The organism is Micromonospora nigra, from assembly GCF_900091585.1.
Classification (GTDB): Bacteria; Actinomycetota; Actinomycetes; order Mycobacteriales; family Micromonosporaceae; genus Micromonospora; species Micromonospora nigra.
The window spans coordinates 4,410,118-4,422,614 of sequence record NZ_FMHT01000003.1 but is presented as its reverse complement, the minus strand read 5'-3'; the positions used below and the strand labels follow the sequence as shown (position 1 = coordinate 4,422,614).

Sequence of the window (12,497 nt, the reverse complement as noted above, 5' to 3'; positions counted from 1 at the left end):
CACCCACACCCCGATTTTGGTCCTGTGGACGGTACCGTCGCTCTCGGACAGTGCAATCCGGTATCCGACACCGGCAGGCCCGCCTGACGGCTGACTACTGCCGTTACCCGGCTTCGACCTCGAATCTGATCTCCGGGGCCCGCCGCACCCGCACCAGTCCGCGCAGAAACTCCCGCGTCTGCGGGTCGGTCGCGTACAGCACCGTGCCGCGCATGCCCCGGGTCAGCAGCACCTTGTAGGTGTTGCGGATGAGCCGGTCCGCCTCCTCGTCGCTCAGCGACCTGCGACTGCGGAAGGCCGGATCCTTCGACTCCTCGCGGCGGGTCACCAGCCGGCCGTCCCTCGCCACCAGATCGGGGCCGATGATCACCCCCGACCAGTCGTACTCGAAGCCCTGCGCCGTGTACACGCAGCCGACCTGGCCGAAGCCGTTCGGATCGGTGGCCCAGAACGCGCTACCCGGTGCCGCACCGACGCTGCGTTCACTCTTGACGTTCCACGGCCGGGCCCAGTCACCGATCGTCACGTCCGGCACCAACGTGCCGTCGGTTCCCGGGTCGCTCCACGGCCAGCAGTAGCCGGCCGACATCCTGGCCGTACCACCGGTTTCCTGCCGATCGGCGAGATATGCCTCCAGTTCCTGCGGCGACTCGGCGATCCGCACGTCGAACCGGCCGTCACCGGTCCAGACCGACGGCTCGTCACCGTCGAGGCCGAGCAGGTCGAGGACCCATTCCTCGTACGCCTCGCTGCCACCGCAGCGAAACTGGTCGTGCAGGGAGACCACGTCGACGTCCACGCCGATCCTGCGCGCGAAGGCGGAGATGACGTCGACGCTGCCCAACTCGCCCGGCTTCACCACCTGGTGCTCGTCGAGCAGGAAGACCGGCACCCGGGCGAGGGAGATGAGTTCCTCCAACTGTGGGCGGGCGACATCCCGGCGCGCTCTGGGGGTGTAGCGGTTGACCGAGTTCTCCCGCACCCGGTGCGCCTCGTCGCAGATCAGCACCTCGATGTCGTTCGGTTCGGCGTCCATGAAGCTGTTGAAGTACTTGAACAGGCTCTGGAGGCGGGTCGATCCCCGGCCGGCGTAGCGGCGCAGCGTCTGGGTGAACGACCTGGAGCCGGTGGCGTGCAGCACCGACCTGTTCCGCCGGGCGAGTTCCCCGAGGACCGTCAGCGCGATGACGCTCTTGCCGCTACCCGGTCCACCCGCCACCACCACCGCACGTTTCTGGTTAGCCTTCCGGGCCCGCTCGATGGCGTGCATGACCAGCTCGTACGCCACGTGCTGCTCGTCGAGCAGGACGAAGTGCGAGCGTTCCTTCAACTCGGCGGCGGCGTACGCGAGCAGGTGCCGGCTGGGGCGTACGGTGCTGGTCAGGAACCGATCCGCCGCGCCCGCTCCCGAGGCGGGTGCGAACCGGCTACGCAGGTGATCGAGCCACTGCCCCCGACGTTGTCCGGTGAAGATCCGGCTCTGCTCCGTGGCCGGCCGGTCGAGCAGGTCGGCGACGTCCCGGTCCACCGCGTTGTGCAGGTACGCGGCACCTCGCAACAACCTCTGGTCGCGGCCGAACACGCCCAGGAAGTCGGTGAGGTAGCGGCAGTAGTCCTGCACCTGCAGGCCGGGATGCAGGCGCGGCCCCCGGGCCTGTTCGACGGCGACGAGGGTGTCGGAGTCCTCGTAGGCCGTGGCGTAGGACCACTGCTTGAGTTCGACGACAAGGTAGGAGTCGTCGCCGGTGTGCGGATCGACGCCGGCCAGTACCGCGTCGACCCGCCGGCTCGTCAACGGAAGCTGGTACTCGACCAGCACCTCGACCCCGGTGAGGCCGGCGTCGGCGAGATCCTGCGCGAGCACCGGGAGGCTGCGTGCCCAGGACCGCTTCTCGGCGGGGCTCACGCCGTGGCCGCTGTGCCGGGCCTGCTCCGTCAGCACCTCGACCAGGGTGCCGCCGGTGGCGGAACGCAACAGACCAGCAGCAGACGTACGGTACGCCGACATCGACAGGTGCCCCCGGGCAGCACGAAATGATCGTGCGGATGGGGGGCATATCCGTGCACCGGAAGCCCGTCGGACCGCCTTACTGCGACGACTGTACCGAGAAGATCAATCAGCGACTACGACCGTCGCGCCTTGGCCGCCGATCCCTTCGCGCTCTCCACCGGGTAACGCCGGGCGGAGTCCGTCAGCTTGTCGGTCGCCGCTTCTACCAGATCGATGTCGAGGACGTCGGCGAGCCGGACCAGATAGATCATGACGTCCCCGATCTCGGCGCGCACCCGGTCGCCCGCCTCCGGGTCCGCCATCACTGTGGCCGCCTGCTCCGGCGTCAGCCACTGCAACTCCGCCAACAGTTCCCCGACCTCGCCGGCGAGCGCCATCGCCAGGTTCTTCGGCGTGTGGAACTGCTGCCAGTCACGCTCCTCGGCGAACCGCCGGAGCCGATCGGCGAGCTGCGTGACACCATTTGCGGCTGATCCCGGTTCCGTACGGGTGCCCATGCCGCAGATCCTCACACAACGGTGCTTCCGGGTGGCCGTCGGCGCCGGAGCCGGCGATGCCGTCGAACTCCACGGGCAGCCGGGTGCGGCGGCCCCTGGCCGGGACCGCCGTATCCGTAGCAAGATCAGCCGGCGAACAGCGTCCCGAGATCCTTGTACGCCTCGTCGAAGCGTGCCATCGCCGCCTCGATGTTGGGCTCCGGCTGCGGATCACCGAGCGCCTTCTGCATCAGTTCGAGCCCACCGGTCAGGTTCTCCCCGCTCGTCACCAGCGACGGCTGCGGATCGGGGTCGCCGTGGAACTTCCCGTTCTTCAGATCCGCCCAGCCGACCTGGCCGAGCTTGACCTCGGAGCCGTCGAGCAGCTTCGCCGACGACCAGAGGTTCTCCGTCGCCAACTCCCGCAGGTGCTTCGCCTTGTCCGGGTCGACGGCCTGCGCCGACTCCCCCAGCAGTGACAGGCCCCTACCCAGCCGGTCCAGATACTCGAACCGCTTCTCCGGGTCGATCCGGTCCCACAGGTCGAACACCGGCGGGCAGCTCAGACATTCGTCCGGCCCGATCGGGTGCGGCTTGAAGTCCGGCAGCAGAATCGTGTGGCAGTCGAAGATCGGCACTCCGCCGAACTCACCGACCTTGAAGCAGACCGTCACCGGCTGACCGGCGGCACTGGCCGGAGCAGCCGGCACGAGCAGTGTGGCGGAGACGACAAGCGCCAGCGCGAGCAGTATTCGTCGAACGCGACCCATGTGATACCTCCTGCGAGAAGGGGCACTACCTGCGACGCTATCCAAGCGCATGAATTTGTTGGTGGACAGGCGCTTGTCACCAATCGGCCTGTGGCGCGTTCCTGACCCGAAGCACGGGCCGGCAGCGGGCTCACGGGATCGGCCGCACCTCGGTGGCGCCCCGCCAGCAGCCGGTGCGGCCCACGGCCGAACGCCATCCCGCTCCGGAGAGCTGCACCTGCGCGTACACACAGGTCTTCGTGCTCGTCAGCAGGTTGCCGAACGTCGAGATGCCGCCGTAGTCCATGGCGAAGTCGGCCACGCGGGTCGGCTGGTCGCCGTCGGTGACGGCGAGTTGGATGCGGGCGGGTCGGGGCACGACGTCGGCGCCGCCCGGCACCGGCACGAACCGCGGCCAACTCACTCCGCAGGCCGGGGCGTACCGCAGCTCGACCGTGCCGACCACCCGTTCGTCGAGCAACACCGCAGCACTGTCCACCGTGGTGACGCCCGGATCGGTGGCGCAGCCGGCGTCCTTCGGGTCCGCGCCGTCGCGGATGCCCGTCGGCACGGCCACCGACCCGCCCTCGTCAGGGGACACCGACGCACCCCCGGCCGGAGATCCCGACCCGACCGCCGCAGGGGACGGTGTTCCGTCGCCCTGTGTCCGGAACCCGCCGACGAGCCACGGCACCGCGACGAGCCCGGCCAGGAGCACCCCGGCGGCCAGCACCCGGATGTGGCGGCCCGAGCGGGTGGCTGTCCATGACCGTGCGGGGCCCGGGACCTGGTTCGGGCGGGACGGTTCCGGGCTGTCGCCGGGCTGGCTCGCCGGCCGCGGCCGTGGCTCCGACTCCGGCCCAGGCTCCGACTTCGGCCCAGGCTCCGATTCGGGCCCCGACTTCGGCCCAGGCTCCGATTCGGGCCCCGACTTCGACTCCGACTCCAGCTTCGGCTGCCCCGACTTCGGCTCCGGCTCCGGCACCGGCTTCAGCTCCGGTACCGGCTCCGGTACCGGCTCCGGCTCCGGCTCCGGCTCGACCGTGCCGGCGACCGCACGCCACCGTGCGGTCCACTCCCTCTCGTCGCCGCCGAGCGCCCGCACATAGGCCAGAGTCGTGTCGAGGGTCGGTAGCCGCCGCCCGCCGGCTGCCTCCGACAGCGAACTCGCCGAGCGGTGGGCCCGACGGGCGAGCGCCTGATAGGTGGGACGGCCGGCCCTGTCGCGCAGGGCCCGCAGGTCGGCGGCGAACGCCTGAAGCGGGCCGGCGGTCGGGTCCAGGGGGCGTTCCGCCCGGGCCATGGATGGCTCCTCGAATTGATTGACCACAACCGGGATTCATTGTCCGACGCGACACAGCGTAGAGAACAACGTAGACGGACGGTAGAGATGGGAGCCGACACCCGGGGCTGGCCCAGCCCACGAAACGGAGGAGAGACCATGATCCGGAACGTCCGGCGGATGACCGCCGCTGCGGCAGCCGCCCTCGTGGCGGCCAGTCTCCTGATCGCGTCACCCGCCAGCGCCGCGACGTGCAGCGGTTACAGCTGCGACGACACCGACCCGATCAACACCGGCTGTTCCGCCGATGCCCGCAACATCACGCCCCACCCGGCGCGCATCGTGCAGGGAGCCACTGAGCTGGCCGTCGTGGAACTGCGCTGGAGCGACTCCTGCAAGACCAACTGGGGACGGATCTCGAACCGCGTCAGCCCGCAGAACTCCGTACGGGTACGCGTCTACCGGCCGAACCCGTACGAGAACACCGCGTGGTACGGCGGCACCGGCCGGCAGTACTACGGCGACCAGCTCTACGGCGAGGGCATGACGGTCTGCGCGGTCGGCGAGGTCATCACGCCCTCCGGCACCCTCACCAGCTCACCGCTCTGCGCCTGACGGCGTGCCGGCACGTCGGCCCCGAGGTGCGAACAGGGTCGACGTGCCGGTGACAGCAGCCCGGCTCGCGGGTGACCGGGCCGCCGGCCAGCCGGCGCTGGCAACGGGATCCGAACCGGCTGCACCGGGCCGGGTCGGCGCGTCACGGGATCACGCGCCGGCCCGGCCCCACCCGCTGTGCAGGTGGCACCGGCACACACCGCCCCGGGTGCCCCGGAACCCCCGGCTCAGTCGTTGACGCAGCGCAGCACCGGCCGGGCCGTCAGCGCCACCGGGTCCAGCGGCGCGTCGGCGCACACGGTGAAGGTCGTCGACTCCCCCGGCAGCAGGGTCACCAGCGCCTCGTCGACCTGCGCCGACGGGTCGAGTCTGTCCGGAAAGAGGGTCAGGTCGCGCAGCACGGTGCGGGCGGTGACCCGCACCCGCTGCCCGCCGTCGACGGGCTCCACCACCGCGTCGAACTCCGCCGCCGGATAGTCCACCTCCCGGTCCTCCGCGAAGAACCACAACGCCCGCCCGGCCGGGTCGTCGGCCTCGGCGACCAGCAACTCCCGCCGGGCCTCGTCCGGCAGCGCCAGCTCCGCCGGCAGCGCCAGCGTCACCGAGGCGTACGCGGGCAAGTCCAGTTCCAGCGTGGTCTTCGCCCGGGGCTCCCCGGTCAGGTCGACGCGGGTGACGGTGACCGGGGTCCGCCAGGGCTGACCGCCGTCGTTGACCGCCACCACGGCCAGCCCGCCGTCGCGCGGCTGGACGGTGAGCAGCCGGTCGGCGTACGCGCGACGCAGCGCGTACCACAGCGGTTTGCGGCGGCCGTCACCGTCGACGGCCGACCAGGAGGTCACCGGCCAGCAGTCGTTGAGCTGCCAGACGATGGTGCCCGTGCACACCCCCCGGTGGGAGCGGAAGTGTTCCACCCCCAGCGCGATGGCGCGGGCCTGGTTGAGCTGCGTCAGGTAGTGCCAGTCGTCGAAGTCACGCGGCGCGGGCAGGTGCGCGTCGAGGCCCCGCCGGAGCTTCCGGTCACCGTCGGCGGCCTTCTGGTGGTGGGCCATGCCGGGCGAGTCGGGCGCGAGGGGCTCGTCGGACAGCGCCCGGCGCAGCGTCGCGTATGCCGGTGGGGCCTGGTAGCCGAACTCGGCGACGAACCGGGGCACGTACTCCCGGTACCTGGTGTAGTCGTCGGTGTTCCACACGTCCCAGATGTGCGTCGTGCCGTGCGCCGGGTCGTTGGGGTGGATCTCCTCGCTTCCCGACCAGGGGCTGCCCGGCCAGTAGGGGCGGGTCGGGTCCAGTTCGGCGACGACGCGGGGCAGCACGTCGAGGTAGAAGCCGCGCCCCCAGGACCGTCCCGCCAGGGGCTCCTGCCAGTCCCAGTCGTGCCAGCCCCAGATGTTCTCGTTGTTGCCGGTCCACAGCACCAGTGACGGGTGCGGCGCGAGGCGGGTCACCTGCTCGGCGGCCTCGGCGGCCACCTCCGCGCCGAACGGTTCCTCCTCGGGGTACGCCGCGCAGGCGAACAGGAAGTCCTGCTGCACCAGCAGCCCCGCCTCGTCGGCCAGGTCGTAGAAGTCCTCCGACTCGTACCGGCCGCCGCCCCACACCCGCAGCAGGTTGACGTTGGCCCCGGCGGCCTGGTCGAACCGGTGGGCCAGCCGGTCGCGGGTGACCCGGGTGGGGAAGGCGTCGTCGGGGATCCAGTTGACGCCCCGTACGAACACCGGGATGTCGTTGACGTGCAGGGCGAACGGCGTGCCGTGCGCGTCGGGGGTGGTGTCCAGCCGCACCGACCGGAACCCGATCCGCCGCGTCCAGTCGTCGAGGCGTTCCCCGTCCGGCCCGTGCAGGGTCACGGCCAGCTCGTAGCGGCGCTGCTCGCCGTACCCCCGGGGCCACCAGCGCTCGGGGTCGCGGACGGTGACGGCCAGCACGGTCGTGCGTTCGCCCGCCGGGACGGTCGCCTCGGCCGTCTGCCCGGCCACCTCGGCGCGGACCGTCACCGGGCCCTCGGCGGCCCGCGCGACCTCGACGTGCACCTCGACGTGGCCGTCGCGACCGGCGACGGTGACCAGGGGGCGCACGGTCGCCAACCGGGCGGTGGACCAGGCGTGCAGCCCGATCGGGCGCCAGATGCCGGCGGTGACCAGCGTGGGTCCCCAGTCCCAGCCGAAGTTGCAGGCCATCTTACGGATGAACGGGAACGGCTCCGGGTACGCGTTGGGCCGGTCGCCGAGCCGGTCGCGGTGCGCCTCGGCGTACCGGTAGGCGGAGTCGAACCGCACGGCGAGCGTGTTGTCCTCGGCCCGCAGGGCGCTGGACACGTCGAACCGGTACGCGCGGTGCATGTTCTCGGTGCGACCGACCTCGACCCCGTTGAGGGTCACCGTGGCCACCGTGTCCAGGCCGGCGCAGACCAGGTCGAGGTGTTCGTGGTCGCCGTCGGGCCGGTCGAAGGTGGTCTCGTAGACCCAGTCGGTGCGCCCGATCCAGGCCAGGGTGGTCTCGTTGGCGTCGAGGTAGGGGTCGGGGATCAGCCCGGCCGCGAGCAGGTCGGTGTGGACGCAGCCCGGAACGGTGGCCGGCACCACCCGGTCGGCGATCCCGGCCGGAACCTGCGGCCCGGTCACCGCCCGCAGGGTCCATCCCTCGTGCAACGGGGTCACGACTTCACCGCACCTTCCATGATTCCGCGGACGATCTGCCGTCCGCCGATGAACAGCATCACCAGCAGCGGCAGGGTGGCGACCAGCGCGCCGGCCAGCACCCGCCGGTAGAGCACGTAGTTTCCGCTGGCCAGGTCGGACAGGGCGACCATCGAGGTCGGGTAGTCGGTGCCGCCCAGGGTGATCAGCGGCCACTGGAACTCGTTCCAGGTCGCCACGAAGGTGAGCAGGCCGAGCACCGCCATCGCCGGCCGCACCGCCGAGACCACCACGCTCCAGAAGATACGCATGGTGGTGGCGCCGTCCATCCGGGCGGCCTCGACCAGTTCGTCGGGCACCGCGTCGAGGATGAACTGCCGCATGTAGAACACGCCGAACGCGCTGACCAGGCCCGGCACGATCACGGCCAGCAGGGTGCCGTTCCAGCCGCCCTCGCCGGGCATCCTGCCCATCAGGATGTAGAGCGCCACCACGCCGAGCTGGTTGGGCACGGTCATCGTCAGGATCACCATGACCATCAGGCCGTGGCGGCCCCTGAAGCGCAGCTTGGCGAAGGCGAACCCGGCCAGGGAGCAGAAGAACAGCACCGAGGCGGTCACCACGGACGACACGATCACGCTGTTGACCAGAGACTGGATGAAGTAGACATCCTGCATGGTGAAGACCTCACGCAGGTTCGTCACGAGCTGGTCGCCGGGCAGCACCTGCGGCGGGATCTTCGCCAGCGCCTCGTCGGTGTTGGTGGCGATGACGAACATCCAGTAGAGCGGGAACGCCGAGAAGGCGATCACCACCACCAGGAACAGGTAGTTCCAGCGACTGCCGGGGGTGTTCTGCGGGGCCCGGCCCATCAGGGCCGCCCGGCGGCGGTCGCGCTGCGGCGCAGGTGGCATCGTGGCCGTCATCTCCCACCACCGCCCAGCCGGTTCGTGATCGTCGCGTTGACGGCCGCGACGACCAGGATGATGAGGAACAGGGCCCAGGACATGGCGGCGGCGTAGCCGAGGTTCAGGTCCCGCCAGCCGACCTTGTAGATCAACTGTGCGATGGTCTGCCACTCACCGTCCGCGCCGCCGGTGGCCAGCGCCGGATTGGACTCGAACAGCATCGGCTCGGTGAACAGTTGCAGGCCGCCGATGGTGGACAGCACCACCGTGAAGATCACCACCGGCCGGATCATCGGCACGGTGATGCGCCACAGTTGCCGCCACGGCCCCGCGCCGTCCACGGCGGCGGCCTCGTAGACGTCGCGGGGGATGGACTGCATGGCTGCCAGGTAGAGCAGTGCGTTGTAGCCGATCCACTTCCAGTTGACCATCGCGGCGATGGCGGTCCAGGAGGCCCACCTGGTCGCGCGCCAGTCGATCGGCTCGGTCTCCCCGATGCCCAGCAGCGACAGCGCCCAGTTGGCGATGCCGGTGTCCCGTGCGAACACCACCGAGAAGATCAATGTCGAGGCGGTGACGGGCGTGATGTACGGCAGCAGCACACCCACCCGGAACCAGGTCTGCGCCCGCAGCCTGCGGTTCAGCAGCGACGCCACGATCAGGGCCAGCACGAGCTGCGGCACCGTGGACAGGATGAAGATGCCGAACGTGTTGAACAGGGCGTTGCCGAAGTCGTCGTCGGTGACCAGCCGGCGGAAGTTCTCCGTGCCGGCCCAGCCGGTCAGCGTCGGGTCGTCCAGCCGCCAGTGCCGCAGGGCGACGACCGCGTTGAAGATGATCGGGAAGAGCCCGAAGACCGCGAAGAGCAGGAAGAAGGGGGCGATCAGCAGGTACGGCACGTACCGCACGTCGAACCGGTACAGCCGGTCGCGCAGCGACACCTGCGGGCGGCGGGGGCCGCCCGGGGCGGAGCCGGCGGGGCGGCCGGCGTCCGGGGCGGCGCGGGTGGTGGACATGGGGAACCTCCGGGACCGGGGGACGGCCGGACGGGTCGCGGGGGTGGGTCGGACCCGTCCGGCCGGCGCTGGTGGACGATCAGGACTTCGCGGCCTTCTCGGCCTCCTTGATCGCCTCGGTCCACGCCTGGTCGGGCTTGCCCTTGAGGTTGCCGGTGGCCAGGCGGTTGATGACGTTCTCCACGGCGACCCGGGTCGGGCCGTTCTTCCTGCCCAGATACTGCGGGGTCAGGTTCTCGGCGGTCTGGGAGAAGATCTGGCCGACGGGGGCGTTGTTGAAGAACGGGTTGGTGAAGTCCCTGATCGCCGGGTCCTGGTAGAGCGCCGGCTGCGAGGGCAGGTTGCCGACCTGCTTGAAGATCTCGATCTGCTGCTCGGGTTGGACCAGCCACTCCAGGAACCGGTATGCCTCGTCCACGTTCTTGCCCTGCCTGGGGATGGTCAGGAACGAGCCCCCCCAGTTGCCGCCGCCGCCGGGGATCGCGGCCACGTCCCACTTGCCGGCGGTGCCGGGGGCGGTGTTCCTGATGTGCCCCTGCATCCAGGCCGGGCAGGCGAGGACGGCGAAGTCGCCCTTGACGAAGCCGCTGTTCCACTCGGGCGAGAAGGCGGCGAGGTTGGCCGACAGGTCGGCGCCGAGCAGCCGGGCCGCGACGTCGAAGGCGACCTTCGGGCCGCCCGCCATCCTCAGGGTCTCGCTGTCGTCGTAGAAGCCGACGGGTTGCTGGCCGAGCACCGGATTGAAGATGTTGGTGGCCGAGTCGACGAACTTCTTACCGCTCCGGGCGGTGTACCGCTGCCCGGTGGCGATGAACTGGTCCCAGGTCGGCCAGAGCGCGGAGACCGCGTCGCGTTCGGTGGGCAGCCCGGCCGCCTCGAACAGGTCGGTGCGGTAGCACATGGCCAGGCCGCCGACGTCGGTGCCGAGGCCGATCTGGGTGCTGCCGTCCGGGGTGAGGGTCTGCTTCCACTTCCACGGCAGGTACCTGCTCTCGTACTGGCCGGCACCCTTGTCGAGCAGGTTGACGAACTTGTCGGCCTGGCCCCGGAACTGCACCACGAAGCCCTCGTCGATGGCGGCGATGTCGGGGGCCCCGGAACCGGCGATTATCTTCTTCTGCAGGTCCTCGTGCTGGGCGTTGTACTCGCCGGTGTTCAGGCTGATCCTGACGTGGGGGTTGTCCGCCTCGTAGGCGGCCTTCAGCTCGTCGAGCCCGAAGTCGCCCCAGAAGTTGATTTTCAGGGTGACCTGGCCGCCCGACGCGGAGTCGCCACCGCTGTTGCCGCTGCACGCCGCCACCAGGGCCAGGCTGACCGCGCCGGCGGCAGCCACCCTCGCCCAGTGCGTCACGGACCGTCTCATGTCAATCCTCCGCGCTGAAAGAAACGCTCCCGGACATCGAGGAACGTTGACTGAACCGGATAAGTGAAGCCACCGTACGGGCGGGCATCCGCACTGTCAACGGTCGATCAATTCCGAGACCAGCCGGCAACTTCCCCGTCGCACGGGAGCGCGATCACGAGGGGTGGGGGCCGTTTCGCAGCACTCCGGCACACGACCGGGCGACTCACGCGCAGGCCGCCTCCCGTACGCTTAACCGAGCAAGCGTGGCGGCGATCCGTGACCTCGCGCGGCGCCGGCCCCAGGATCGCCGACGTGGCACCGGGGGGTCGGCCCCGGCCGGTGGCCTATCGTGGTCCTCCGCCGGTCGACCCGGCGGTGCCGCAGCCCGCCACGGGGGCGGGAGAGCAGGAGGAGCACGCCGGTGAAGCGGCCGACCATCGCCGACGTCGCCCGGCGCGCCGGGGTGTCCAAGGGGGCGGTCTCATACGCCCTGAACGGCCAACCCGGGGTCTCCGAGGCCACCCGGCAGCGCATCCTGGCCATCGCCGCGGAGATCGGGTTCAACCCGAGCAGCGCCGCGCGGGCACTGTCCGGCTCCACCGCCGAGGCCGTCGGCCTGGCCCTGCGCCGGCCCGCCCGCACCCTCGGCATCGAGCCGTTCTTCATGGAGTTGATCAGCGGCGTCGAGGCCGAACTGTCCGCCCGCTCGTACGCGCTCACCCTCCAGGTGGTCAGCGACCAGGACGCGGAGCTGGCCGTCTACCGGCGTTGGTGGGGCGAGCGGCGGGTCGACGGGGTGCTCGTCTGCGACCTGCGTGTCGACGACCGGCGGGTCCCGGCGCTGGAGGAACTGGGCCTGCCCGCCGTGGTGATCGGCGGCCCCCGGGGCACCGGCGCGTTGGCCAGCGTCTGGGTCGACGACGCGGCGGCCCTGGTGGAGACGGTCGAATACCTGTACGCCCTGGGCCACCGGCGGATCGCCCGCGTCGGCGGGCTGCCCGACCTGCTGCACACCGCCGTCCGGACGGCCGCGTTCACCGAGGTGTGCGACCGCCTCGGGCTCGCCGGGGCGGCCACCGTCTCCTCCGACTACACCGGGGAGGAGGGGGCGCGGGCCACCCGACGGCTGCTCAGCTCCGCCAGCCGGCCCACCGCCGTGATCTACGACAACGACGTGATGGCCATCGCCGGGCTGTCGGTCGCCCAGGAGATGGGCCTCGCCGTGCCCGGCGACCTGTCCATCGTGGCCTGGGACGACTCGCCGCTGTGCCAACTGGTGCACCCGCCGTTGACAGCGCTCAGCCGCGACATCCCGGCGTACGGGGCGCACGCCGCCCGGCAGCTGCTGGCGGTGATCGGCGGGGCGCAGGGCACCACCGTGCAGGACGAGGCGGCACATCTGACCCCCCGGGGCAGCACCGCACCGCCCCGGCCCAGATGAACCGGTTCAGCGGGT

At 70.9% G+C, this 12,497-nt stretch carries 10 protein-coding genes; 2 read left to right on the top strand and 8 right to left on the bottom strand.

Translation table 11 applies throughout. The features are described 5' to 3' along the window. Positions 1–103 precede the first annotated feature (103 nt). The 4 genes from GA0070616_RS19270 to GA0070616_RS19255 form a co-directional block, all read right to left on the bottom strand. Entirely contained in the window at positions 104–2,008 is a 1,905-nt protein-coding gene (locus tag GA0070616_RS19270) for a DUF2075 domain-containing protein (protein WP_091084767.1), read from the bottom strand. Positions 2,009–2,124: 116 nt separating this feature from the next. Beyond that, positions 2,125–2,508 (bottom strand): nucleotide pyrophosphohydrolase, encoded by a 384-nt coding sequence (locus tag GA0070616_RS19265; RefSeq protein WP_091084764.1) that lies wholly within the window; start codon positions 2,506–2,508, stop codon positions 2,125–2,127. Positions 2,509–2,633: 125 nt separating this feature from the next. After that, positions 2,634–3,257: a hypothetical protein gene (locus tag GA0070616_RS19260; RefSeq protein ID WP_091084761.1), complete on the bottom strand. Its 624-nt coding sequence runs from the start codon at positions 3,255–3,257 to the stop codon at positions 2,634–2,636. A 130-nt stretch (positions 3,258–3,387) separates the two neighbouring features. Then, a complete protein-coding gene (locus GA0070616_RS19255; RefSeq protein ID WP_091084758.1) occupies positions 3,388–4,539 on the bottom strand; it encodes a helix-turn-helix domain-containing protein in 1,152 nt (383 codons plus the stop codon). Between the two features lie 138 nt (positions 4,540–4,677). Here GA0070616_RS19255 and GA0070616_RS19250 point away from each other — a divergent pair, with 138 nt between their 5' ends. Further along, positions 4,678–5,133, top strand: coding sequence for a DUF2690 domain-containing protein (locus tag GA0070616_RS19250; RefSeq protein ID WP_175440132.1), 456 nt, complete (start codon positions 4,678–4,680; stop codon positions 5,131–5,133). Positions 5,134–5,360: 227 nt separating this feature from the next. On the opposite strand, the gene GA0070616_RS19245 is transcribed toward GA0070616_RS19250, so the two are convergent. From GA0070616_RS19245 to GA0070616_RS19230, 4 genes are all read right to left on the bottom strand, one after another. Next, on the bottom strand, positions 5,361–7,793 hold the full coding sequence (locus tag GA0070616_RS19245; protein WP_091084752.1) for a glycoside hydrolase family 2 protein: 2,433 nt from the start codon (positions 7,791–7,793) through the stop codon (positions 5,361–5,363). Continuing rightward, positions 7,790–8,698 carry a carbohydrate ABC transporter permease gene (locus tag GA0070616_RS19240; protein ID WP_245712832.1) on the bottom strand — a complete coding sequence of 303 codons (909 nt, stop codon included), beginning with the start codon at positions 8,696–8,698 and terminating at the stop codon, positions 7,790–7,792. The genes GA0070616_RS19245 and GA0070616_RS19240 overlap by 4 nt, the downstream gene beginning before the upstream one ends. Continuing rightward, on the bottom strand, positions 8,695–9,696 hold the full coding sequence (locus tag GA0070616_RS19235; RefSeq protein ID WP_091084747.1) for a carbohydrate ABC transporter permease: 1,002 nt from the start codon (positions 9,694–9,696) through the stop codon (positions 8,695–8,697). Before GA0070616_RS19235 ends, GA0070616_RS19240 begins: the two co-directional genes overlap by 4 nt. 79 nt (positions 9,697–9,775) lie before the next feature. After that, complete coding sequence (locus tag GA0070616_RS19230; protein ID WP_091084742.1) at positions 9,776–11,059, bottom strand: ABC transporter substrate-binding protein; 1,284 nt, start codon at positions 11,057–11,059, stop codon at positions 9,776–9,778. Positions 11,060–11,462: 403 nt separating this feature from the next. Between GA0070616_RS19230 and GA0070616_RS19225 the strand changes: the two genes are divergently transcribed. After that, positions 11,463–12,482 (top strand): LacI family DNA-binding transcriptional regulator, encoded by a 1,020-nt coding sequence (locus tag GA0070616_RS19225; RefSeq protein WP_091084737.1) that lies wholly within the window; start codon positions 11,463–11,465, stop codon positions 12,480–12,482. The last annotated feature ends 15 nt before the right edge of the window (positions 12,483–12,497 follow it).